The organism is Kitasatospora sp. NPDC058243, from assembly GCF_042882025.1.
GTDB lineage: Bacteria > Actinomycetota > Actinomycetes > Streptomycetales > Streptomycetaceae > Kitasatospora.
In genome coordinates this window covers 1-23,529 of sequence record NZ_JBHVWW010000038.1, presented here as the reverse complement: position 1 = coordinate 23,529, position 23,529 = coordinate 1, and the positions used below count along the sequence as shown (strand labels likewise).

At 73.4% G+C, this 23,529-nt stretch carries 17 protein-coding genes; 8 read left to right on the top strand and 9 right to left on the bottom strand.

All coding sequences use genetic code 11. The features are described 5' to 3' along the window. Positions 1-79: 79 nt before the first annotated feature. Positions 80-772: a response regulator gene (locus tag ACFVX9_RS23810; protein ID WP_380483861.1), complete on the bottom strand. Its 693-nt coding sequence runs from the start codon at positions 770-772 to the stop codon at positions 80-82. After that, on the bottom strand, positions 769-2,022 hold the full coding sequence (locus ACFVX9_RS23805) for a sensor histidine kinase (protein ID WP_387983338.1): 1,254 nt from the start codon (positions 2,020-2,022) through the stop codon (positions 769-771). Before ACFVX9_RS23805 ends, ACFVX9_RS23810 begins: the two co-directional genes overlap by 4 nt. Positions 2,023-2,228: 206 nt before the next feature. Here ACFVX9_RS23805 and ACFVX9_RS23800 point away from each other — a divergent pair, with 206 nt between their 5' ends. After that, positions 2,229-2,918, top strand: coding sequence for an ABC transporter ATP-binding protein (locus tag ACFVX9_RS23800; protein ID WP_380375381.1), 690 nt, complete (start codon positions 2,229-2,231; stop codon positions 2,916-2,918). After that, positions 2,915-5,305, top strand: coding sequence for an FtsX-like permease family protein (locus ACFVX9_RS23795; protein WP_380375382.1), 2,391 nt, complete (start codon positions 2,915-2,917; stop codon positions 5,303-5,305). The genes ACFVX9_RS23800 and ACFVX9_RS23795 overlap by 4 nt, the downstream gene beginning before the upstream one ends. Before the next feature lie 28 nt (positions 5,306-5,333). Here ACFVX9_RS23795 and ACFVX9_RS23790 read toward each other — a convergent pair whose 3' ends face one another. Continuing rightward, the gene (locus tag ACFVX9_RS23790; protein WP_380375384.1) at positions 5,334-5,918 is read right to left on the bottom strand and encodes a hypothetical protein; all 585 of its coding nucleotides are present in this window, start codon (positions 5,916-5,918) and stop codon (positions 5,334-5,336) included. Positions 5,919-6,286: 368 nt separating this feature from the next. Between ACFVX9_RS23790 and ACFVX9_RS23785 the strand changes: the two genes are divergently transcribed. The 3 genes from ACFVX9_RS23785 (at position 6,287) to ACFVX9_RS23775 (ending at position 12,218) form a co-directional block, all read left to right on the top strand. Further along, complete coding sequence (locus ACFVX9_RS23785; RefSeq protein WP_380375386.1) at positions 6,287-6,466, top strand: hypothetical protein; 180 nt, start codon at positions 6,287-6,289, stop codon at positions 6,464-6,466. 179 nt (positions 6,467-6,645) lie between these two features. Then, positions 6,646-9,858, top strand: coding sequence for a type 2 lanthipeptide synthetase LanM family protein (locus ACFVX9_RS23780; protein ID WP_380375388.1), 3,213 nt, complete (start codon positions 6,646-6,648; stop codon positions 9,856-9,858). 377 nt (positions 9,859-10,235) lie between these two features. After that, positions 10,236-12,218, top strand: a complete 1,983-nt coding sequence (locus ACFVX9_RS23775; RefSeq protein WP_380375390.1) for an ATP-binding cassette domain-containing protein — start codon at positions 10,236-10,238, stop codon at positions 12,216-12,218. Between the two features lie 154 nt (positions 12,219-12,372). Here the strand turns inward: ACFVX9_RS23775 and ACFVX9_RS23770 are convergent, their stop codons facing one another. Beyond that, positions 12,373-13,398 (bottom strand): JmjC domain-containing protein, encoded by a 1,026-nt coding sequence (locus ACFVX9_RS23770; protein WP_380375392.1) that lies wholly within the window; start codon positions 13,396-13,398, stop codon positions 12,373-12,375. Between the two features lie 39 nt (positions 13,399-13,437). Next, positions 13,438-14,484 carry a cytochrome P450 gene (locus ACFVX9_RS23765; RefSeq protein ID WP_380375394.1) on the bottom strand — a complete coding sequence of 349 codons (1,047 nt, stop codon included), beginning with the start codon at positions 14,482-14,484 and terminating at the stop codon, positions 13,438-13,440. Between the two features lie 507 nt (positions 14,485-14,991). On the opposite strand from ACFVX9_RS23765, the gene ACFVX9_RS23760 reads away from it, so the two are divergent. Continuing rightward, the gene (locus tag ACFVX9_RS23760; protein WP_380375395.1) at positions 14,992-15,462 is read left to right on the top strand and encodes a DUF5990 family protein; all 471 of its coding nucleotides are present in this window, start codon (positions 14,992-14,994) and stop codon (positions 15,460-15,462) included. 73 nt (positions 15,463-15,535) lie between these two features. On the opposite strand, the gene ACFVX9_RS23755 is transcribed toward ACFVX9_RS23760, so the two are convergent. Beyond that, positions 15,536-17,821, bottom strand: coding sequence for a M9 family metallopeptidase (locus tag ACFVX9_RS23755; protein ID WP_380375397.1), 2,286 nt, complete (start codon positions 17,819-17,821; stop codon positions 15,536-15,538). Between the two features lie 263 nt (positions 17,822-18,084). After that, positions 18,085-19,137: a tRNA (adenosine(37)-N6)-threonylcarbamoyltransferase complex transferase subunit TsaD gene (tsaD, locus tag ACFVX9_RS23750; protein ID WP_380375424.1), complete on the bottom strand. Its 1,053-nt coding sequence runs from the start codon at positions 19,135-19,137 to the stop codon at positions 18,085-18,087. A gap of 175 nt (positions 19,138-19,312) precedes the next feature. Here tsaD and ACFVX9_RS23745 point away from each other — a divergent pair, with 175 nt between their 5' ends. Continuing rightward, positions 19,313-19,915, top strand: coding sequence for a superoxide dismutase (locus ACFVX9_RS23745; protein ID WP_380375399.1), 603 nt, complete (start codon positions 19,313-19,315; stop codon positions 19,913-19,915). Positions 19,916-19,970: 55 nt separating this feature from the next. On the opposite strand, the gene ACFVX9_RS23740 is transcribed toward ACFVX9_RS23745, so the two are convergent. Together ACFVX9_RS23740 and ACFVX9_RS23735 are read right to left on the bottom strand one after the other, a co-directional pair. Continuing rightward, positions 19,971-21,131, bottom strand: coding sequence for an XRE family transcriptional regulator (locus ACFVX9_RS23740; RefSeq protein ID WP_380375401.1), 1,161 nt, complete (start codon positions 21,129-21,131; stop codon positions 19,971-19,973). 3 nt (positions 21,132-21,134) lie between these two features. Continuing rightward, the gene (locus ACFVX9_RS23735) at positions 21,135-21,995 is read right to left on the bottom strand and encodes a tetratricopeptide repeat protein (RefSeq protein WP_380375403.1); all 861 of its coding nucleotides are present in this window, start codon (positions 21,993-21,995) and stop codon (positions 21,135-21,137) included. Positions 21,996-22,654: 659 nt separating this feature from the next. Here ACFVX9_RS23735 and ACFVX9_RS23730 point away from each other — a divergent pair. Continuing rightward, positions 22,655-23,401 (top strand): hypothetical protein, encoded by a 747-nt coding sequence (locus tag ACFVX9_RS23730; RefSeq protein WP_380375404.1) that lies wholly within the window; start codon positions 22,655-22,657, stop codon positions 23,399-23,401. Positions 23,402-23,529 lie beyond the last annotated feature (128 nt).

Below are 23,529 nucleotides of genomic sequence, written 5' to 3'. Positions count from 1 at the left end.
GTTCCCGGGCGGCCGACGGGGGTTGGCGTCAGCCCGCCATCGGCCCGGAGGTGCACGCCTCCGGGCCGATGGCGGACCGCTACCGGGGTTGCGCCGCAGTGCCGACGCTGACCAGCCCGGTCTCGTAGGCGGCGACCACCGCCTGGGCCCGGTCCCGCAGGTTCAGCTTGCCGAGGATCCGGGCCACGTGCGTCTTGACGGTCGCCTCGGAGAGCTGGAGCCGGGCGGCGAGTTCGGCGTTGCTGAGGCCGCGGGCGAGCAGGCCCATCACCTCCCGCTCGCGCGGGGTGAGCGCGGCCAGTTCGCGGTGCGGGGCGGCGGTGGGGGCGTCCGGGCGGGCGAAGCGTTCGACCAGGCGGCGGGTGATCGCCGGGGCCAGCAGCGCGTCGCCGGTGCGGACCAGCCGGACGGCGGCGGCCAGGTGCTCCGGTGTGACGTCCTTGAGCAGGAAGCCGCTCGCCCCGGCCGCCATCGCGGCGTAGACGTACTGGTCGAGGTCGAAGGTGGTCAGCATGATCACCCGCGGCGGGTGGTCCGCCGGGCCGGTGTCGGCGAGGATCCGGCGGGTGGCCTCCAGCCCGTCCAGGCCGGGCATCCGGATGTCCATCAGGACGACGTCCGGGCGGGTGCGGCGGACGGCGGCGACGGCCTGCTCGCCGCCCTCGGCCTCGGCGACCACCTCGATCCCCTCCGATTCGAGGATCAGCCGGAACCCGGTGCGGACCAGGGCCTGGTCGTCGGCCACCACCACGCGCAGCGCCTGCTCGCTCATGAACTCTCCAGGGGGATCAGGGCCTTGACGCGGTAGCCGCCGCGCGGCCGGGGGCCGGTGTGCAGGGTGCCGCCGTAGACGGCGAGGCGTTCGCGCAGGCCGATCAGGCCGCGGCCGTTGCCGGTGGCGGCGGCGCCGGTGGTCCGGCCGCCGGTGTCGGTGACCTCCACCCGCAGGTGGCCGGGGGCGTACTCGACGGTCACCGCGGCATCCGCGCCGCCCGCGTGCTTGACGGTGTTGGTGAGCGCCTCCTGGACCACGCGGTAGGCGGCGAGTTCGACCCCGGGCGGGACGGCCCGGCGCTCCCCGGTGACGGTCAGCTCGACCGGCAGTCCGGCCCGCCGGACGCCGTCGACCAGCGCGTCCAGTCGGCCCAGGCCCGGCTGCGGGCTGAGATCGGCGGTCGCGGCCGGGTCGTCGCCGGTCTCCGAGTCGATCGTCAACAGGCCCATGACCTGGCGCAGTTCGGTCATCGCGGCGCGACCGCCGGCCTCCACCGCGGCCATCGCCTCGCGGGCCTTGTCCGGGGCGCTGTCCAGGATCTTGCGGGCGGCCCCGGCCTGGATCGTCATCATGCTCACGTTGTGCGTCACCACGTCGTGCAACTCCCGGGCGATCCGCGCCCGTTCGAGCTCCACCGCGTGCTCCACCGCGTGCTCCAGCGCGGCCAGCCGCCCGCGCTCCAGGGCGGACAGCCGTTCGCGCTCCTCGTCCACCCGGCGGCGCCACATCCGCAGTTCGTAGGCGACCGCGAACACCGGCACCAGGACCAGCAGCGCGATCACCGCGTTGGGGAAGTGCGGCAGCTTGGCGTCGTCGAAGAGCACCACCAGCGTCACGGCGGCCGCCGGCAGGCTCGGCAGCAGCGACGCCGGGCGGCGCCCGTACGCGGCGGCGCTGTAGGCGGCGACGATGACGGCCACGCCGGCCGCGTACGCGATGTCCTCCGACTGGTGACGCACCAGCAGCGCGGCCGGCAGCACCGCCCACAGCACCGTCAGCGGGAGGCGGCGGCGCAGCACCAGCGGCAGCGGCACGAGCGGCACCAGCAGCATCGGCCCGTACCAGCCGGTGCCGTGACCCCTGCTCGCGGTGGTGGCGTAGCGGGCGCAGGCGAAGGCGAGGAACAGGGCCAGGGCCAGGTCGAAGGCCTGGCCGCGCCGGGTCGGCCGGGGCGGCGGCGCGGCGCCCGGGGGTTCGGCCAGGCGGGCCGCCGCGCGTAGCCGCGCCGCTGTCGGGAGGTTGATCACCGGGACATTGTGGGGGCCGGGGGCCGTCGGGGACAGCCCCTCGGGCGGCGGTGGCCGCTACACCCGGCGACTACCTCGCAAGGATGACGCCGCGCCGGGTCGCCCGGACGGGGTAGCGAAGTTGCCCCGGGCGACGGACGCGGGTGCGCGCCGCCCGTCCGTACCTTCGTGTCGTCCACCAGGCGGGAACGTACGAGGAGCGGGGAATGAGCAGCGATCCGGTGATCGAACTGAGCGGTGTGAGCCGCCACTACGAGGGCGCGCGGGCGGCGCTGGACGAGGTCACGCTGAGCGTGCGGGCGGGGGAGTCGGTGGCGGTGCTCGGCCCGTCCGGCAGCGGGAAGTCCACCCTGCTCAACCTGGTGGCCGGGCTGGACCGGCCGAGCGCCGGGACGGTCACCGTGGCCGGGGTCCGGGTCGACCGGCTGAGCGAGGCGGGCTCGGCCCGCTACCGGCGCGGCACGATCGGCATGGTGTTCCAGTTCTTCAACCTGCTGGACGACCTCACCGTGGCCGACAACGTGGTGCTCGCCGGCGAACTCGCGGGCGTCCCGCGCGCCGAGGCCCGGCGCCGGGCCGCAGAGCTGCTGGAGTCGCTCGGCATCGACCGGCACGCCCGCGCCCACCCGGCCCGGCTCTCCGGTGGTGAGCGCCAACGCGTCGCGGTGGCAAGGGCGTTGATGAACAGGCCGACGCTGCTGCTGGCCGACGAGCCGACCGGCGCGCTGGACTCGGCCTCCGGCGAGGACGTCAAGGAGCTGTTCCGGGAGCTGCACGAGGACGGCCAGACCATCCTGATCGTCACCCACGACCTGGCCCTCGCCGAGGACTGCGCCACCCGCACGGTCCGGATGCGGGACGGCCGGATCGCCTCGGACTCGGCGGTGGCGGCATGACCGCGCTGGGCAGGGTGGTGCGCGCGGGTGTCCGCCGGCGCCGCACGCAGTCCGTCGTGATCGGGCTGGCCGCTCTGGTGGCCACCACCTGCTCCGTCCTCGGCGGCTCGCTGCTGGTCGCCTCGCAGCAGCCCTTCGACCAGGCCTTCGGCGGCCAGCACGGCGCCCACCTCACCGCGCGCTTCGACGGCGCCCGGGCCACCGCCGCCCAACTCGCCGACACCGCGCACGCCCCCGGGGTGGCGGCCGCCGCCGGGCCGTTCCGCACCGTCACCGTCGATCCCGAACCGGGCCCAGGCGCGACCGGCGCGACCGGCACGGACGGGGAGGGGATGGAGCCGATGACCGTCGCGGGCCGCGCCGATGCCGCCGGCGGTGTGGACAACATCGAGCTACTGCACGGAAGTTGGCCCAAGAAGCCGGGGGAGGTGGTGCTCGACGCGAGCTACGGCAGCCCCGTCCGGGAGGTCGGCGGCACACTGCGCCTGCCCGGCCTGCCGGGCGCGCCGACCCTCACCGTCGTCGGCTTCGGCCGGTCCGTCAGCCGCACCGCCGACGCCTGGGTGACGCCGGACGGCCTCGCCGCGCTCACCGCGCCCGGCAGCACCCCCGGCTACGAGATGCTCTACCGCTTCACACAGGCGGCCACCGCCGAGGCGCTCGCCGCCGACCGGGCCGCCGTCGCCGCCGCCGCACCCGCCGGTGCGCTGACCGGCGCCCAGTCCTGGCTCACCGCCAAGCAGGGCTCCGACCGCAACACCGCGATGTTCCTGCCGTTCATGGTCGCCTTCGGCCTGCTCGGCATGGCGATGTCGGTCCTGGTGGCGGGGAACGTGGTGGCCGGAGCCGTCGGCACCGCCACCCGGCGGATCGGCGTGCTCAAGGCGCTCGGCTGCACGCCCGCCCAGGTGGTCCGCGCGTACGTCGCCCAGGCACTGATCCCGGCCACCGTCGGCACGCTGCTCGGTGTGGTCGCGGGCAACCTGCTGACCCTCCCGGTGCTCGCCACCACCGGGCGGATCTACGGCACCAGCACCTCCGGCATCGCCCCCTGGGTGGACGTCGCGGTGGCCGGCGGCACCCTGGCGGCCGTCGCCCTGGTCGCCTGGGCCGCCGCCGCCCGCGCCGGACGGCTGCGCACGGTGGACGCGCTCGCCGTCGGCCGTACGGCGGGCGGCACCCGGCGGGACCGGGCGGCGGCCCGCGCCGCCGAGCTGGCCGCCCGGCTGCCGCTGCCCCGGCCGCTGAGCCTCGGCCTCGCCCAGCCCTTCGCCCGCCCGGCCCGGGCCGCCGGGATGCTCGCGGCCGTGCTGTTCGGCACGGCGGCCGCGGTCTTCGCGGTGGGCATGGGCGGGACGATGACCTGGGTGCAGGCGGCGAAGGACCACGACACCGCGGATGTCGTCGTGCACCCGCAGCGGCCCGTCGGCCCGCCCGGGGCGACGCCTCCCGCCAGGCCGGTCGCCGCCGACCCGGCCACCGTCACCGCCGCCCTGGACGCCCAGCCGGGCACGGCCGGCTACTTCGGCGACGGCACCGAGGACGTGACGGTCCCCGGCGTCGCGGGGAGCACCAGGGTGACCGCGTTCGACGGCGACGCGACCGGGGCCGGCTACCGGATGGTCTCCGGGCGCTGGTTCCGGGCCCCGGGCGAGGCCGTCGCCCCGGCCACCTTCCTCACCGAGGCCTCGGTGGCGCTCGGCGACCAGGTCGCCTTCACCTCCCACGGCAGGGCGGTCACCGTCCGGATCGTCGGTGAGGTCTTCGACCCGCACATGCAGACCAACGAACTGTTCACCGACGCCGCCGGCTACCCGCCCGGCGCCGCCCCGCACCCGGACTCCTGGTCCGTCGCGCTGAAGCCCGGCACCGACCGCGCCGCCTACGCCACCGCCCTCGGTGCCGCCCTCGCCCCGGTGCGGATGACGGCCGAGGCAGGCGGGTCGCACGGCTCCAGCGGCTCGATCGCCGCCCTGAACTCCCTCACCGCCACGCTCACCGCGCTGCTCGTCGTGGTCGCCGGGCTCGGGGTGTTCAACACCGTCGTCCTGGAGATCCGGGAGCGGAAGCGGGACGCGGGCGTCGCCAAGGCGCTCGGCATGACCCCGGCGCAGACCGTGGGCGGGGCGCTCGCCCCGGTCGTCCTGGTCGGCGCGCTCGGCGGCGCGAGCGGCCTCCCGGTCGGGCTGCTGCTGCACCGGCTGACGGTGCCCGCCATGGGGCGCAGCGCCGGGCTCCGCTTCCCCGCCTCGGCCCTCGACGTGTTCGGCACGCCGGTGCTGGCGCTGCTCGGGCTCGGCGGCGTGCTGATCGCGGTGCTCGGGGCGCTGCTGCCCGCCGTCCGGGCGGCCCGGGCGCGGACGGTCGAGGCGCTGCGGGCCGAGTGAGGGGTCGAGTGAGGGGTCGGGCGGCGGGTCAGGCGCCCTTGTCGGGCCGGTGACCCTCCGCCTTGGGCTCCTCCGCCGTGTCCTGCTCTGCTGCGTTCTGCTCCGCCGGGTCCTGTTCCGCCGTGTCCTGCTCCGCCTTGTGCTCGGCGGCCCGGACCTGCTCGGCGAAGGCCTGCGCGTCGATCCGCTCGACCGTGGCCCCGTGCCGGGAGGCCAGGTCGTCGGCCCGGTCGGGAGAGGACTCCCGGAGCTCCAGGACGAGCAGCGCGCCGCCGTCCGGGACGCGGGGCGAGAGCATGATCAGCCCGGCGCCGCCCTCCGTCGCCCGGCCCTCCTCGGCGGCGTTGCCGAGCGCCGCACCCGCCGCGAAGCCGAGCAGGACGCCGATCGGCCCGCCGACCAGGCCCACCAGGCCGCCGAGGACGCCGGAGCTGACGGTGGTCACGCCCGCGCCCCGGGTGAAGGTGTCCTGGATCTCCAACAGGCCGTCGGCGCTGCGCTCCAGGGCCGCCAGCTGCCGCAGGCCCGGCAGGTGCTGCGCCTCGTCGAAGGCCGCCCGCCACGCGGTGGCGTCCGGGAAGGTCAGCAGGACGACGTTGTGCTGCTCGCTCATCGCGCTCCGATCGGGCCGGGGGCGGGGGTCGCCGGATTCCATCGTGACCTTCAGTGCCCGGCCCGGCCACAGGAGCGACGGGCGGCGCGGACTGCCCGGGGCCCGGCCGTTCAAACGTGGGGCCCGGTTCAGTTCCCCGTCGTGGTCTGGATTCCGGACAGGTGTAGGGCGATGCGAGGTCCGACGGGCGAGCCGGGGCACGGGCGCGGCCTGCGGGAGCGGGACGGGCAGGGGAGGCCTCGTCCCTATTTCGACCCTGGCCAAAATTGTGCCCGGTGCAAGGCACACCCCTGGTGCGGCGGGTGGGGCGGTGCCAGGATCCCGACCCGGCACGACCGTGCCAGACCCGAATGTCTGAAGGAGGCACCATGCAGCCCACGGCAGAGCAGGTCCGCGCGCTCAAGGACGAGGACTTCCGGCTCACCCTCGGCCAGGGCCACCAGGTCCACCCGGCCGGCGACCTGGCGGACGAGGTCTACGTGACCGCCGCGGTGCAGGCCAGCACCTGTGGTGGCTGGAGCAGCTGCGCCCACGTCTGCAGCTTCTGAGTCCGCCGTCCGCGGCGCGGACCCCGGCCGCACCGCCGGAGCCTGCGTCGCGGACGCACGACCCGGCCGATGAACGCGCGCCCCGGCCGCACCGCCGGGGCGCGTACGTCCGGTACCGCAACCGTCGGGCACGAAGCACCGCAACCGTCGCGCACGAACCGAGCATGGAGAGACCGCCCGTGGTTGACGCGTCCGAAATCCGGCGGGCCGCCGCCCGAGCCGTCCCGCTCGCCGCCCGCGGTCCGCTGCCCGACCCGGACGCCCAACGCGCCGAACAGACTGAACGGGCCGACCGCGCCGGACGGATCCTCGACCGCTGGCGCGCCCAGCCGCCCTTCGACCGGGACGACTGGTTCGAGCGCCGCCTCGCCGCCGACCGCCTCGACCCGGACGGGCTGCGCGCCCTGCTCGCCGAACACCCGGCCGACCTCGCGGACCGCCTCGGCACCCCCGCCTGGGCCGAACGCCTCGCCGCCGCCTTCGAGGCCGGGCACACCCTCGACCTCCCCGAGGAGCACGCCTTCGCCCGGCTCGTCGCCCCACTGCTCGCCGACGCCCGCGACCGCCTGCGCACCGGCCTCGCCGAACTCGGCCCCGCCACCGCGGACGCCGCCACCCCCGGCCCCGCCACCCTCGGTACCCCCGACCAGCTCACCGCCCTCGTCCTGCCCGCACTCACCGCGACCGCGCACACCACAGCCGTCCGCACCGTCATCACCGAACTCCACGTCGCCCGTCTCTCCGGCGAGTTGACCGGAGACACCCCCGAGCAGCGGTACCGGAACTTCCTCGACCGGCTCACCGAACCCGGCCGCGCCGTCCGACTCCTCGCCGAATACCCGGTGCTGGCGTACCGGCTGGCCACCGCCGCCGAACAGTGGACCGCCACCTGCCTCACCCTGTACCGCCGCCTCGCCGCCGACCTCCCCGCCCTCGCCCGCACCTTCGCCGACGGCCGCCCGCTCGGCCGCCTCACCGAACTCGCCACCGGCCTCGGCGACCCGCACCGGGGCGGCGCCACCGTCAGCGCCCTGCGCTTCGAACACGGCACCCGGATCGTCTACAAGCCGCGCCCGCTCGGCGCCGAGACGCACTTCCAGCACCTCCTGCGCTGGCTCAACCCCCGACTCCGGCTGCCGCTGCACGACCTCGCCCACCTGGCCCGCGACGGCTACGGCTGGGTCGCCCACGCCACCGCCGAACCAGCCCGCGACGACGCCGAGTTGAGCGACTTCTACCACCGCGCCGGCACCCTCGCCGCGCTGCTCCACACCCTCGACGCGGTCGACTGCCACGCCCAGAACCTGATCGCCGTCCGCGACCAGCCGGTCCTGATCGACCTGGAAGCGCTGTTCCACCCCGACCTGCCCGAACCCGCCAAGGACCTCTCCGAGTCCGAACGGCTCGCCCGCCACGAGGCCCGGCACTCGGTGCTGCGCTCCGGCCTGCTGCCCGAGCGCATGTGGGACGAGGGCAACGGCGGCACCGACCTCTCCGCCCTCGGCTGGGATCCGGGCAGCCTCCCGCCGCGCCCGGCCCCCGTCCTGGTCGACCAGGGCACCGACCGGCTCCGCCTGGAGTACCGCCGGATGCCCGTCGCGGCGCCCGGCAGCCGGCCCGTCCCGCCCGGGCGGCCGCTGCGCCTGGCCGACCACGTCGGCGAACTCGAAGCCGGCTTTACCGAGGCCTACCGGCTGCTCGCCACCCACAAGGGCGAACTCCGGGATCTCATCCGGGCGTTCGCCGCCGACGAGACCAGGATGCTCCGCCGCGACACCTTCGAGTACCGCAGCCTGCTCGCCACCGCCTGCCACCCCGACCTGCTCCGCGACGGCCTCGACCAGGACCGCCACTTCGACCGGCTCTGGGCGCTCCCCGCCTGGGAGGAGCACGCGCTCGCCTACGTCGACCACGAGCGCGCCGACCTCTGGCGCGGGGACGTCCCGGTCTTCACCATCCGCCCCGACGGCGTCGACGCCCGCTCCTCCACCGGAGCCCTGATCCCCGGCGTCACCGACCGGCCCGCACTCGACCTCGCCCTCGCCAAGGCGGACGCCCTCGGCGAACCGGACCTGGCCCGCCAACTCCAGCTGCTGCGCCTGTCGGTGACCACCGCGGACGGCGCCCGCGAGCCGCGCCGCCACCCGGCCACGTCCCCTCCCGCGCAACCCGGGAAGCCCGCCGAAGGCCTGGACCTGGCCTCCCGCGCCCTCGCCAAAGCCGTCGACGCCGGCGAACAACTCCTCCGCGAGGCCTACCGGGGGAGCGCGGACCTCGCCTGGGCCGGCCCCAACTGGACCCCGCCCGGCCGCTGGGCACCCGCCGAACTCGGCCCCGACCTCTACAGCGGGACGGCCGGCGTCACCCTCTTCCTCCACCAGCTCGCCACCGTCACCGGCGATCGCGAGCACCGAAACACCGCCCAGGCAGCTGAACTGACGCTGCGTCATCAAATCCGGCGACGTGCCGACCGCCTCGGCGGCGGCCTCTCCGGCGTCGGCGGCGTCCTCTACACCCTCGCCCACCTCGCCGCTCACCACCCCGACGCCGAACTCGACGCCCTGGCCGCCCAGGTGGTGCGCCGCAGCGCCGCCCTCGCCGCCGACGACGCCCAGCACGACCTCCTCGCCGGCAACGCGGGCACCATCGGCGGACTGCTCGCCTGGGCGGCCGTCCGCCCCGGCCCCGCCGTCACCGATGCCCTCGCCGCCTGCGCCGAACGCCTCGTCCGGGCCGCCGCGCCGTACCCCGAAGGCGGCGCCGGTTGGCTGCCCGTCTCCCTCGCCGACATCGTCAAGCGCCCGCTGGCCGGTTTCGCGCACGGCGGCTCCGGCATCGCCTGGGCGCTCGCCCGCGCCGGCCGGTACCTCGGTGATCCCCGGCTGCCCCAACTCGCCCTCGCCGCCGTCGCGTACGAACGCACCCTGTTCGACCCGGCCGCCGCCAACTGGCGCGACGTCCGCGAGGACGACGGCCCCGACGCGCCCCACTACCCCGCCCTCTGGTGCCACGGCGCCTCGGGCATCGCGCTCGCCCGCACCGAACTCGCCGAACTCCTCCCCGAAGCCCGCGAGTTGCTCCTCGCCGAACGCGACACCGCCCTGACCACCGTCCTCCGCGAGGGCTTCGGCCACAACTTCTCGCTCTGCCACGGCGACTTCGGCAACCTCGAACCCCTCCTCCTCGCCGGCGACCGCTGGCGCACCGCCGCCCTGCGGCAGGCCCACGCCACCCTCGACGACCTCGACACCCGCGGCTGGATCTGCGGCCTCCCGCACGGCGTCCACAGCCCCTCCCTGATGGTCGGCCTCGCCGGCACCGGCCACGGCCTGCTCCGCCTCGCCGACCCCACCACCCCCTCCCTCCTCGCGCTCCACCCGCCGACCCGCTGAGACGGTCGGCGAGGTCGGCAAGGTCGGCGAGGTCGGGCCGCGCGGGCTCGACCGGAACGTTCATGTGATCGTCGGACCGCACGTCCGGAGTGCACCGCAACCGACCCCTGAATCGAACATCGCGGACCCTCCCGGTGATCGATTGCCACCAACTCGCCGCCGCCGACACGGAATCGCCCGGATCGAGTGAGACCGGCCGGGACACGCCGGACGGCCCGGCGGACCGCTGCCAGGATCGGGGTCCGCACCGCAGCCAGCCCCTCGCAGAGTGCCCTCCGGCACCGCTGCCGACCCCACACGCCCACACGGCGGTGAGGGCTGCCCGCGCGCGGATCCGCTGCGGCCACCGGCCGCCGTACCAGGGAGCAGGGAGCACTGTGTCCGAACAGATCGTGAAGCCCGAGAAGCCCCACACCCCGCCCGACCGTACCCCGCCTGACCACGACCAGGATCAGGACCAGCACGACCAGGATCAGGATCGGCACGACGAGGAACTGCGCCTGCGCTTCCCCGGCGACCGCCGCGCCGAGGCCGGCGCGTCGATGTCGGCGAGCGCGATGCTGCGCCGCCTCCCGCACCTGGTGCGCCGCGCGCTGGCGCTGGCGTGGGCGGCGGACCGGACGTCCACCGTGCTGCTGCTGGTGTGCCAGGCGCTGGCGGGCGTGTTTGGGGCGTTGGCGCTGTACGCGACGACCGGCGCCCTGGGCGCGCTGCTGGTGGCGGGCCCGGTGGGGGAGCACCTGCGGACCGCCGCGCCGTCGCTGCTCCTGCTGACCGTCTCGGCTGCGCTGCGCGCGGTGCTGGGGATCGCGGTGGTGGGGCTGTCCGGCCGGGTGTCGCCGAGGGTCACCCGGGAGGCGGAGCTGGCGCTGATCGCCGCCGGGTGCGCGGCCGAGCTGCGGGCGTACGACGAGCCCGCGTACAACGAGCAGTGGGAGGCGGCCGACCGGGGTGCCTCGACCACGCCGGATCTGCTCTCCAACGCCCAGGACGTGATCGCCTCGACGGTCTCGCTGGCCGCTGCGGCGGGTGTCCTGGCGACGCTCCACCCGTGGCTGGTGCCGCTGCTGCTGCTGGGTTCGGTGCCGACCGGGGTGGCGGCCGTCCGGACGGCCCGGATCCACTACCTGGCGGCGGTGGCCACCAACGAGGACCGTGGCGCGCTGCGCGTCTACCGCTGGTTCCTGATCGACAAGACCCGCGCGGACCAGGTCCGTTCGGACCAGGTCACGCCGTTCCTGATGGCCAAGTACCGCCGCGCCGAGGAGAAGATCGTCGAGGCGACGGACCGGGCGACCAGGGAGGCGGCGAAGGTCTCCCTGCTGGCCTCGCTGGGCACGGGGGCGGGCAGCGCGCTGGTCTGGGGCACGCTGCTGTACCTGGTGGCGAGCGGCCGGATCGACCTGGCGGCGGCGGGTACGGCGACGTTCGCGCTGCGGACGGCCTCGTCCGGGTTGCAGGGCCTGGTCGGCAACGGCGCCCGGCTGTACCGGATGGGCCTGTACCTGGACGACTACTTCACCTTCCTGGACGAGGCCGGCGGCCACCGGATCCGGCGCGGCGGGATCGTGCCGGACGCGCCGCAACTGGTGGAGGTCGCGGACCTCGGGCACGCCTACCCCGGCGAGCAGCAGGAACCGGCGCTGTGCGGGGTCAGCATGACGCTGCGGGCCGGGGAGGTGGTGGCGGTGATCGGGCAGAACGGCAGCGGCAAGTCGACGCTGCTGAAGCTGCTGTCCGGCCTCTACCTGCCGCAGTCCGGCCGGATCTGCTGGGACGGCGTGCCGGTGCAGGAACTGGACGCGGACGGCATGTGGTCGCGGGTGGCCCGGGTGCCGCAGGAGTTCGCGCGCTGGCCGCTGGGGGCGGCCGAGAACGTCCACCTGGGGCACCTCACCGAGCAGGTGATGGCGGACGTGGAGCGGGCGGCCGCGCGGACGGGTTTCGACGAGATCGTGGCCCGGCTGCGGTCGGGCTGGCGCACGCTGCTGGCCCAGGGCTGGTGGGGCGGCGCCGAGTTGTCGGGCGGCGGCTGGCAGCGGGCGGCGGTGGCCCGGGCGCTGTACCGGACGGTGCGCAGCCCGGGGCTGCTGATCCTGGACGAGCCGACCTCGGACCTGGACCCGCGCGCCGAGCACCGCATCCTGCACGCGCTGCGCGCCCTCGCCCCGGGGCGGATCACGCTGCTGGTGACGCACAACATCGCCAACGCGGCGGTGGCGGACCGGGTGATCGTGATGGACCGGGGCCGGATCGTGCAGACCGGCACCTGGACGGAGCTGGCGGCGCGCCCGGACGGGCTGTTCCGTGAGCTGCTGGACCTCCAGCGGGACCGGACGGTCCCGGCGCAGCGGGTCTGACGTCCTCGGCCGGCGAGGGCCGGTGCTGACCGTCCTCCGTACCGTCGTCGTCACGGCGGTACGGAGGACGGGAGGCGCCCGCCGGACGCGCGGGGTCTCGTTGACGGCCCTGCGCCAGTGGGTCGGTGAGTCAGAGCGCCGGTGGGCCAGTGCGTCAGTGCGTGGTGCGGGCCGCGTCGCGCAGCCTGCGCCAGGTGCGGCTGACGGACGCCAGCCCGGCCCGCCCGGCGCCGGTCCCGCCGCCTTCCCAGGTCCGGGCCGCCTCGGCGAACGTCTCCGCGCGCTCCGCGTTCTCGGCCGCCGCCTCCGCCCGGGCCGCCCGTGCCTGCGCGGCCCGGGCGGCGAGCCGCAGGTCCTCCGGTTCGATCGTGTCGAGCCTCGTCCGGACGTGGTCGAGCAGCGCGGCGCAGGAGTCGTCGATCGCGGCCTCGCCCAGGGGGCGCGCCGGGAGGTCCAGCCCGTCCGTCAACCGCTGCTCCAGGGCGGCCCGCAGGTCCGGCACGGAGATGTCGCGGATCGTGAGGGACAGGTGGGCGGAGAGGCCGGCGGCGCCGACCGCGCGGTGCGCGAAGCCGCGCGGGACGTAGAGCACGCTGCCGGGTTCGAGGACGCTGTGCAGGAGCCGCGGGGAGTGCTCGTCGTCGGGGAGTTCTCCCGGCGTCCAATCCGCTGCGGTCGGCGCGTCGTGGACGTACCAGGTCTTGTGTCCGGCCGCCTGGAGGACGAACACGTCGGCGTCGTCGCGGTGCACCGCGAGGCCCTGGCCGCCGGCGGGCGTGACGAAGAAGAACGCCTCCACCCGCCGGTCGAGCTCTTCGGACAGCCGCGCCACGAGCTCGCCCGTCGGGCGGTGCCACTGGTCGACGCAGCGCAGCAGCAGCGTCGCCCCGACGCCCAGGAGCGCGAGGACCTTCGCGCGGTCGGCGAAGCCGTGGTACGCGGTGCCGTTGACCGTGCGTGACGTGGTGTAGGCCTCGGGCGGGACGGTCACCTTGGTGGAGCGGACCATCTCCAGGTAGGGGGTGCGCAGCAGCCCCGTGTCGAAGGCGGCGTCCAACGCGTCCAGGTCGAACGGCGAGGCGAGTCTCTCCGGCGTGAAGACCGCGGGCTTGCGCTGCCACTGGTGGCCGGTGAAGCTCCGGACGTCGCCGACCCAGTCGGCCAGCGTGGGCGATTCCATGGTGTGTCCCGTGGTGTCAGGGTGTTCGGGGCTCGCGGGTCAGGCCCTGGCCGCGGCGTCGAACCGTACGGAGAGCAGGGAGCGCAGGGGGACGTGCGTCTCCTGCTGCGGGCCGCGAATGGCGAGCCGGTGGTCGAAGGCGACGTTCAGCAGGCGTTCGGCCAGGGGTACGACCAGGTGCTTGGCCCAGCAGCGGGCCCCGTCGAAGCCGAACGGCATGAACCCGGGCGTCCTCTCCGGGTCCGCCACCCCGGCCCACCGTTCGGGCCGGAACTCCAGCGGGTCGGACCAGTGCTCCGGGTGGCGGTGCATCAGGAGCGGGAAGAGCGCGACGCGGTCCTCGGGGCGGATCTCGGGGTGCAGTCCGGTGTAGGCGTGGCCGTCGTTGCGGAACAGCATCCACGCGGGCGGGAGCAGCCGCAGGGTCTCCCACAGGACCTCGGTGAGGTGGGCGCGGGCGCCCTCCCGCTCCCGGTCCGGCCCCATGAGCCACAGGGCGTTGCCGGCCAGTGCGGCCACCCCGTCGCAGAGGGTGGCCGTCGACCGCCGGTACAGCGCGATGGCCTGCCTCCGCTCCCGGGTGTCGGAGGCGTCGCGGATCTGCCCGGCCAGCGCGGTGCTCCTGCCCTCGGCGGCGGATCCCGGCCAGACGGTGACGGCGCGGTCGACGATCCGGGAGAGCCGGTCGGAGCGGGTGACGCCGCGTTTCGACAGGAGGGAGACCGGCAGCGGGTCGGACGCGAAGAGCCATCGGCGCAGGTAGGAGGTGGCCGCGTAGGGCCAGGCGCCGGACAGCCCGCGTGCCGGGGGCGGCGGGGTCCTGATGCCCGCCATGACGTCCTGACCCAGCGCGCGGATCGTCCGGGTCGCGCTGTCGTGGTGGATGTCCGCTCCCGCGGCGGGCTTGTAGACCGAGCGCTCCGCCGACCGCACGGGGCGCGCCGCGACGATTTCGGCCATCAGCTCGCTGTCGGAGACGCCGACCGTGCGGGCGTCGATCCGGAATACCTTTTCTTCCCTGGTCAGCAGGTCCTGGATCTTCGGGGCGTAAACAATGGAATGGCTGCGCCCGGCTGTCGGCGCCATTTCTTCCATGAGAATCCCGCCTCCAATGAAATGGCGATGGAATGGATTCCCCCGGCGGGCGGAGAACTCCGGGCAGGCGGGGGAACTCCGGGCAGGTGAAAGGGTGGGGCGCTCTGCAGCGCCGGCGGGGGCCGCGGCCCGGCCGTGGCCCGGCCACGGCCCCCGTTGGTGACAATGCGTCAGATGACGTGCGCGATCCACGAGTGGTCGGCGAGGTCCTCGTCACGCTTGAACTTCTTCACGATAGCCTTGATCATCTTCATGGGTACTCTCCATTCCCGGGATGGCAGGCACGGTGGAGCAAGGATGCCCGCGGCTTGGCGGAAATTCGGTATTCCGATCGGAACCCCGAACCGACTTTCATCTAACTCCGGACCTTAACCGAAAGCTAGGGCTCCTGACACTCTTTTGACAAAGGATGACCTCCTCGCCGGTCCGGATTGTGCGGCGCATTAGATGGCCGATCGTTATAACTTCCCGAGGCGTGCGGTGGGGGACCATATCGGTATGGAGCTGAGGATTGAGGCCACCGACCTGCCGGGGCGTGAGTGTGCCGCCGCGCCGGGCTTCCCGGGCTACCGGGACCTGTACGTCGCCGTCCAACGCCGGGGCCGCCCGGCCGAGTTGCTCGACCTGTTCCCGGGGGATGCGCCGCGCGCCCACTGGTCGCTGGAGTGCGAGGCGAGGCCGGAACCCGGAGGTGCGGACCTCGCCGGAGGTGTGGACCTCACCGGCCGGTACGTGCAGGGCGGTCCCGGCGCCCGGTTCGTCTACCTGAACTGGGTGACCGGGAACGGCGACGGCTGGGCGCTGTTCCGCCGGGCCAAGCTGCTGCTGGCGGCGGTCGACCGGGAGGTCGTCGAGGCGGCGGTGGAGCGCGGCGTCCTGGTGGCCCGGCTGCGCCTGACGGACGCCAAGGGCCGTCCGCTGTGCGCCGCCGTCCGCCCGCCCGTGGTGACCTGGTCGGCGGAGGGCTGAGTGCGAGGGGCCCGAACGCGCGAGGAGGGCCCCGCCGCACGCGGGGCCCTCCTCGATGTTCGGTATGCGCAGGTCAGTTGTACGTGGTGGTGACGGTCACGCCGCCGAAGCCCTGCTGGGCGTAGAGGCTGAAGTACACCCAGCCGGACGGCGGGTTGGTGATGGTGAGGGTCTCGCCGTTGCCGGCGTTGGTGGACTTGGCCAGGTTCGACCCGGTGGTGGCCCACGCACCCCCGTTGTAGTAGAGGTCGGCGTTGCCGGTGCCGCCGCTGGTGGTGATGGTCAGCTGCTTCACGCCGGCGGGCAGGTTGAGGAAGTTGTAGCTGTAGTTGCCGGTGGTGGCGGCGACGCCGTCGCGGCGGCAGTTCTTGTCGTACTGCCGGGTGTCGCCGGCGGTGCACAGCGGGGCCTGGCTGGTGGGCAGGCTGCCGCAGTTGTCGGCGCCGCAGGCCTTGAGCCAGGTGGCGAAGTCGGCGTCGTAGCGGGTGCCGATGGTGGTCTTGAGCAGGGTGCGGGCGCCGTTCCAGTCGCCGACGCGGTACTTGGCGAGGAGCGCGTCGACGTCCTGCGGGTGCGACTGGAGCATGTAGCGCACGGCCAGGTAGCCCCAGTTGTAGACCTTGGTGGAGTCGGAGTTGTCGTAGGTGTTGTCGAAGAGGGTGCTCAGCGCGTAGGTGCCCTTGCCGGCCTGGGCGACGGCGGCGTCGTAGTGGACGCCCCGGTAGCTGTACGAGATGTACTCGGCGAGGCCCTCGACCCACCAGACGGTCGGGGTGGTCATGCCGGCGTCGAAGTCGCCGTAGAAGTCGTAGCGGCCGTCGAGGTAGTGGGTGTACTCGTGGTTGAGGTTCCAGATCTGGAAGGCGGGGCGCAGCCAGTCGGCCTCGTGCGCGATGAAGCGGGCCTGGTTGCCGGCCTTGGCCGGGTCGCCCTCCTCGTACATGCCGCCGTTGTCGACGGCGATGTCGTACATCTTCCAGGCGTAGAGGCTGTAGTTGTAGTAGTCGTCGAAGACGACGACCTCAAGGCTGGTGTTGTTGTCGTTGGCGACCGGGCCGTTGTCCTTGACCACCTGGTGGAAGAACTGGTCCTCGTTGATCAGGCTGGTGCAGGTGTCGGCGAGCTGCTGCGCGGTCATGTCCTGGGCGCGGATGCGCAGGTTGGCGTTGCAGGTGTGGTCGACGGTGAGCACGAGCGGGACGAGCCGGGCGGCCAGGTCGCAGGTGCCGTAGTAGGCGCAGTTGCCGGTGTCCTTCTTCTCCGCGAACCAGACCAGGTTCATGGTGAGCGGGGCGGTGGCGCCGACCAGCGGGTAGCGGTTGACCAGGTCCTTGACGATCGGCCGGCCCTGGGCCTTGGTGGCGTCGTTGGCGACCAGGTTGCCGATCTGGATGCCGATCGAGGTGACCAGGTCGGAGCCGTTCAGCTGGGAGCTGTTGCGGGTGACGAAGGACGCCATGGTGGTGGCGAAGGAGGGGTCGGCCTGGAGGGCCGCGGTGAAGGCGGGGAGGTCGAAGCCGCGCTCGATGACGGTCTTGGTGTTGGCGACGGCGGTGGCCATCGAGCCGGTCCAGGCGCCGGTGTAGTCGGCGAGCAGGCGCTTGACGACGCCGGTGTAGCGGGCGTTCTCCTGGGCGCTGTCGATCAGGGTGACGGCCTCGGCGAGGGTCGCGCCGTTGGCCTCGGTGACGTCCTTGCTGTGCGGGGCGGCGAAGAAGCCGTCGAGGGCGCCGCGGATGGCGGTCTGCAGGGTGGTGCCGTACGGGCCGACCACGTCAGGGTTGTACCACTGCACGTAGTAGCCGGCGCGCAGGAACAGGACCAGCTGGCCGGCGGAGGTGGAGTCGTCGCCGGGGTAGGTGGCGGAGACGTCCCGCAGGGCATTGGCGACGGTGGCCATCTGGGCCTCGTTGAACGCGGCCTTGGCGTCGTTGCCGGTCAGGGTGAACAGCGTGTTGACGCAGTCGAGGCCAACGGCCTCGACCCGCTGGACGAGCGCGGCCCCGGTGTTGCCGGTGAAGGCGGAGACGTCGCAGGCGGGGGCGGCCGCGAGCTGCTTGGCGGCCTTGGCGGCCTTGGTGTCGACGCCGGCCCCGGTGGTGCTGGCCGCCGTCGGGGCGGTCGCCTTGGCCTGCTCGTCGGCGGCCAGCGGGCGGGCGTCCTTCGGGGTGTCGGGGGACTTGGGCACGGGCACGGAGCGCGGTGCGGCCGCCTTGCCGGTGGGGGTGGTCGAGGCGTGGGCCGCAGGGGCGTCGGCGGCGTGGGCCTGGGGTGCGAAGAGACCGAGTGCGAGGAAGAAGGCGACGCCGAGCGCAGGGAGTCTGCGCGCGCCGGCCTTCGCTATCCGGGAGGGACGCATCTGTGGGGGCCTCCGGGGCCGTTGAGGGTTGCCGTGTGGTTGGGGGCACACGGTTCCTGATGTGTGACATGTAAAATGTCACACCTGTTGCGGCCGGGGGAAGGCTTGGGAACGGATTCGCGTCGGGCGAGATCGAACCGTTGTCAGGCCGGCACGCCGCGTCGGGCCGGCGCACCCCGCCACGTCGGCGCGCCGCGTCAGGCCGGCGCACCCCGTCAGGTCGGCCCGACGGCGGATCAACCCGCCGTCAGGCCAACCCGCCGTCAGGCCGCGGCAGTCCGCGCCAACGGCGTCAACGCCGCGAACTCCAGCGGCGCCGACGGATCCACCGACAGCTCCGCCGGAGCCGGCTCGGCGCCGGAGCGGACCAGCAGATCGCCGATCGCCGCCACCATCGCCCCGTTGTCCGTGCAGAGCCTCAGCGGCGGCACCCGCAGCGCGATCCCGGCCGCCGCGCAGCGCTCCTCGGCCAGCGACCGCACCCGGGAGTTGGCCGCGACCCCGCCGACCACCACCAGGGTGCCGATCCCGTGATCGGTGCAGGCCCGCACCGCCTTGCGGGTCAGCACGTCGGCGATCGCCTCCTGCAACCCGGCCGCCGCGTCCGGCACGTACGGGTCCGAGCCGCCCGCCCGTTGCGCCTCCACCCAGCGGGCGGCCGCCGTCTTGAGCCCGGAGAACGAGAACGCGTACGGGTCGTCCCGCGGTCCGGTCAGCGGCCGCGGCAGGCGGACGGCCGTCGGGTCGCCGTCCCGGGCCGCCCGGTCGATCGCCGGACCGCCGGGGTAGGGGAGGCCGAGGATCCGGGCGACCTTGTCGAAGCACTCGCCGGCCGCGTCGTCCAGGGTGTCGCCGAGGTGGACGATCGGGTCGCGGGCGAGGTCGCGCACCAGCAGCAGCGAGGTGTGCCCGCCCGAGACGATCAGCACCACGCAGGGGTTCGGCAGCGGCCCGCCGTCCAGCGTCGCGGCGGCGACGTGCCCGGCCAGGTGGTGCACCCCGTACAGCGGGACGCCGAGCGAGAACGCGTAGCCCTTGGCCGCGGCCACCCCGACCTGGAGCGCCCCGGCCAGCCCCGGGCCGGTCGTCACCGCGACGGCGCCGATGTCAGCGAGCGTCAGCCCGGCCCGCGCCAGCGCCTCGCCGACCACCGGCGCCATCGCGTGGACGTGCGCCCGGGCGGCGATCTCCGGCACCACCCCGCCGAAGCGGGCGTGCTCGTCCATCGACGACGCCACCGCCTGCCCGAGCAGTACGCCGTCCCGGACCAGACCCGCGCCGGTCTCGTCGCAGGAGGACTCGATCCCCAGCACCACCGGTGACCCTGTCACAGTCACTCACCCTCATCACTCATTACATGCACTCGCGACCATTGTGCCCGACGAGACGTGAGGAATAAGCAGGAGCCCATGCTTCGTTCCTGCAACTCATACGCAATAGTGTTGTCCCGGCACGATCATCACTGTTCATCGAAAGGGGCTGTGTCCCAGCATGGGCACCTACTCGCTTCCCGACCTGCCGTACGACTACTCCGCGCTTGAGCGGGCGATGTCCCCCGAGATCCTCGAACTGCACCACTCCAAGCACCACGCCGCCTACGTCAAGGGTGCGAACGACACCCTGGACCAGCTGGCCGAGGCGCGCGACAAGGAGCAGTTCGGCGGCCTGGTCGGCCTGCAGAAGACCTTCGCCTTCCACCTGTCCGGCCACGTGCTGCACTCGCTGTTCTGGCAGAACCTCTCCCCGGAGGGCGGCGACCGCCCCGAGGGCGAGCTGGCCGACGCCATCACCGAGCACTTCGGCAGCTTCGAGGCCTTCCGCAAGCAGCTCACCACCGCCACCACCGGCGTGCAGGGCTCCGGCTGGGGCATCCTCTCCTGGGAGCCCCTCGGCAAGCGCCTGATCGTCGAGCAGGTCTACGACCACCACGGCAACGTCGGCCAGGGCACCACCCCGCTGCTCGCCTTCGACGCCTGGGAGCACGCCTACTACCTGCAGTACCGCAACGTCCGCCCCGACTACGTCGAGAAGCTCTGGGACGTCGTCAACTGGCAGGACGTCTCGACCCGCTTCGCGGCCGCCAAGACCGTCTGACGCGCACTAGGTGAACGGCCCCGGACCGGTCGGGCGGTCCGGGGCCTTCCTTGTGTCAGGAGAGCTGCAACAACGCCTTCCGGTGCCGCCAGGCGAGCCGCAGGAGCGCCGCGCCGGCGGGCTGCATCGGCTCGGTGGCGGTGAGGCGATCCACCTGCTCGGCCGTGAACGGGATGCCGGCCGACCGCCCCGTCGCGTCCTCCAGCCCGACGCGGTGGCCCTCGTCGTTGGCGGAGACGATGCGCCGGAACGTCTCGTCGAACAGGTCGGCGTCGAACACGGCCACGGTCAGCATGTCGGTGACGAACGTCAGCGGATCCATCCCGAGGCCCAGCCAGAACACCCGCAGGCGGCCGTCCGCGCGCGCCGCGGTGAGCGACTTGTCCAGCGGCCAGGCGGCGTAGTCGATCGGCGCCCTGTCGCTCCCGTAGTCCTCGGTGCCGCCGAGCAACTCCTCGCTCAGCTCCCGCAGGATCGCCCGCCAAAGGTCGAAGTCGTTCCCCTCGTTCCACGGCGCATCGTGCGAGGCCTGGAACATCCCGACCGGCATCACCTGGAAGAGACCCCCGCCGCTGGCGACCTTCTCGGGGTCACGCCAGTGCAACACGAACTCCGCTTCGCCGGTCCTGCGATCGTGCCGGATGGTCAGCGTGCTGATGGCCGCCATGACCGGCCGGCGCGCGAGGACGGTCGGATCGCCGATGGCGGCCCGGAAGGGCGTGGCGGCCTCGCCCGCCAGGACCGCCGCAGCGTACTCGTGCGCGACGGCCTCACAGATGTTGATCACGTCGAAGTACCGGCCACGGCCGAACGTCAGCGTCGGATCGCCCGCAGACGTCCCGACATCAAGCAGGCGGTAGCAGCTTCGATCCTCGAACAGCCTGGGCCTGGCGAGCTCCCCAACAGCGTCGGCATAGCGGCGATGGGCGGTTCCATCAACCCGGTACGGGCGGATGCGGTCGAGCTCCGGCTCGCCGCCGTCCAGCTCGGCCTCCGGCGCGTCCGGCACCCACCGCAGCCGGACGCGCTCCAGCGGCACCGGCTGGTCCGGAATCCAGTGCCGGCGAGCCAGCAACGGAGTCCCCGGGACCAGCCGTTCGGGATCACTCCCGGCAAGGAGCCGATTGGTCAACTCGAAGCGGTGATCGTTGAGGAAGCCCCGCACCCATCGCCAGTGCTCCCGACTGTCGGACGGGCCCGGTTGGTCGTCTGCCACGGTTCACCCTAACGCCGCGGCTCGCTCGTCGAGTTCCCCGGCACCGGCCACGTCGCGGAGGCGGTAGAGGCGGGCCCGGAGGTCGCGGACGGCGTCCTGGACCTTGACCGAGCGGATGCCGTCCGCGCAGTCGAGGAAGTCGTTCCAGGATGCGAGGGCGCCGTCGACGTCGTCCTGCCGGAGACGGACGGTGCCGAGGTCGGCGAGGACGATCGCCCGGGTGCGGCGGCGGTCGAGGCCGTGGATGTCGAGCGCGTGGTGGAGGTGTTCCTGCGCGCTGCTGTAGTCGCCGAGTCGGGCGAGGACCATGCCGGACTCGTGAGCCCACCGGCCGATGCTGTAGTGCGAGGCCCACGACTCGCCGGGCGCGCCGGTGGCCCGTTCGATCGCGCTCTGGGACGCGGCGAGCGAGCTGGTCGCGGTGCGCCGGTCGCCGTCGAGGGCTGCGGCGTTGGCCAGGGTGGCCTGGTAGTAGGCGAGCGCTCGGGAGTCATCGAGGTGTTTGGCCTGGTCGACGCACTCTTCCGCTATCCGCACGGCGGTGGGCCTGAAACCCAGGTCGATGGCCTGGACGGCCAGACCGCGCAGGGCGGTGGCGGCCAACTCGGCGTCGCCGGCCTCGGAAGCGAGCCGGAAGGAATGCGCGTAGTACTGCTGGGCGGCGTCCTGGTTCCCCTCGTCCTGGGCCATCCACCCGGCCAGGTGAACGAGTTGGGAGGTCGCCGCGAACAGCTCCCGGCCGACGGCTTCACTCCACGTCCCGTCCAGCCAGGGCGCGACGTCGTCGTGCAGGTAGCGGACGGCGAGATGGCGGGCATGGCCGCCACCGAGCTCGGCGGCCGCGTCGCCCAGCGACTTCGTCATCTGACGGATCGCTGCGACCTCGCCCCGGCCGACCTTCACCTTCTCATCAGTCTTCAGCCGTGTCCGCCGAAGGATGGCGTCTGGATCAGGCAGGCCCAACGCCGCAAGCGCGTATGCGCTGGAGGCGGACACGAATCTCCGGCGATCCACCACGTCCCTCCGGCTCAGCTCGATGACGGAATCCACGGTATCGCCAGTTCTGATCTCGTCCTGGCCAGTTGGCGGGCTGCTAACCGTTTCTGCCAGATCGATACCCAGAACCGAGATCAGGTGCGGCATCCAGTATTTCGGGACGCGTCCGCCGCGCTCCCAGCGAGATACCTGGCCCCGGTCTGGCCCTGCGCCCCCTTTGCCTTCGGTCTCGCCGAGTTCGCGACCAAGCCTGGGCTGTGACCAGCCCTTGTTCTCCCGTGCGGTCCTGATCAGGCCTGCGACCGTTACAGATCCCCTTGACACGGTGCCCTCCGTTGGGTCGACACCCGGCCCACATCGGCCGACATCTGGCCGACATCTGGCCCACATCCTGGCACCTTATCCGTTTGCGTACACGGCTGTTGACTTAGCGTCAGCCGTTCGGGCAGCGACGATAGCTCTCCCCGGGCGGCAGGCCCAACCCGTAGGCGCCTCTGGAAGGCGCCGCGACCTGCAATGGAGACACAGTGACCACCGTCGACACCGAGACGATCACGGTCGAGCTGCCCGAGGCGTTCGACCCGCGCTGGAACCGCCTGCCCGGCATCACCGTGGACGGTAAGAAGATCACCCTCGACCCGAAGAAGTACTTCTTCCGGTTCGAGGCCAGCTCCTGGCTCGTCATCGACTGGCAGACCGTGCAGGACGGCCTGCTGGGCGTGGAGGAGACCGAGGAAGCCAGCGTCGAGCAGATGGCGCTGGAGTTCATCAAGACCCACGGCCACTCGACCCGCGACGCGGGCGAGGTCCTGGCCGTCGCCCACCAGGTGTACTCGTACCTGTTCCGCGATGAGCACCTGGCCACCCTGGGCCTGCCGGACGTGACCGCCGAGCACCTGAAGATGCTTCGTGAGGCCGCCACGTTCATGGCCCTGAACAAGGTCGAGCTGAATGGGCACATCTCCAACGTCGGCCCGTGCTGGTTCTTCCCCTCCGCCACCGGGGTCGTCTTCGACCTCTCCGAGGAGGAAGGTCAGATGCTGGACGAGGTCTACCACGGCGGCTGGTTCAACGAGCACCGCCGGATCGAGGGCATCAAGGCTCACGCCGCGCTCGGCGGCCGGCTGGTGCATGGCTGCCAGTCCGTTCCCGACCAGTCCGGCGGTGTCGTCGCCCCGTACGGCGCTTCCATGGCCCGCTTCCGCGAAGAGCTCGCCGGCATGAAGACCGAGTGGATCGAGCAGGTCGACTCCTACCGCGTGACCAGGTCCTGATCCTCGGGTGAGCACCGGTCCGGGGGGGGAAACGCGCTGCCGCCCCCGACCCCCACCCCTCCCCCAGAGGCCAAAAGAAAAGAACAAGTTCCCCTGAACACCACGCTCTTCCCCCCCCTCCTTGTCGA

Coding starts and splice junctions, on each gene's coding strand:
- ACFVX9_RS23810 (WP_380483861.1), bottom strand. CDS start 772: ATGAGCGAGCAGGCGCTGCGCGTGGTGGTGGCCGACGACCAGGCCCTG.
- ACFVX9_RS23800 (WP_380375381.1), top strand. CDS start 2,229: ATGAGCAGCGATCCGGTGATCGAACTGAGCGGTGTGAGCCGCCACTAC.
- ACFVX9_RS23795 (WP_380375382.1), top strand. CDS start 2,915: ATGACCGCGCTGGGCAGGGTGGTGCGCGCGGGTGTCCGCCGGCGCCGC.
- ACFVX9_RS23790 (WP_380375384.1), bottom strand. CDS start 5,918: ATGAGCGAGCAGCACAACGTCGTCCTGCTGACCTTCCCGGACGCCACC.
- ACFVX9_RS23785 (WP_380375386.1), top strand. CDS start 6,287: ATGCAGCCCACGGCAGAGCAGGTCCGCGCGCTCAAGGACGAGGACTTC.
- ACFVX9_RS23770 (WP_380375392.1), bottom strand. CDS start 13,398: ATGGAATCGCCCACGCTGGCCGACTGGGTCGGCGACGTCCGGAGCTTC.
- ACFVX9_RS23765 (WP_380375394.1), bottom strand. CDS start 14,484: ATGGCGCCGACAGCCGGGCGCAGCCATTCCATTGTTTACGCCCCGAAG.
- ACFVX9_RS23760 (WP_380375395.1), top strand. CDS start 14,992: ATGGAGCTGAGGATTGAGGCCACCGACCTGCCGGGGCGTGAGTGTGCC.
- ACFVX9_RS23755 (WP_380375397.1), bottom strand. CDS start 17,821: ATGCGTCCCTCCCGGATAGCGAAGGCCGGCGCGCGCAGACTCCCTGCG.
- ACFVX9_RS23745 (WP_380375399.1), top strand. CDS start 19,313: ATGGGCACCTACTCGCTTCCCGACCTGCCGTACGACTACTCCGCGCTT.
- ACFVX9_RS23735 (WP_380375403.1), bottom strand. CDS start 21,995: ATGACGAAGTCGCTGGGCGACGCGGCCGCCGAGCTCGGTGGCGGCCAT.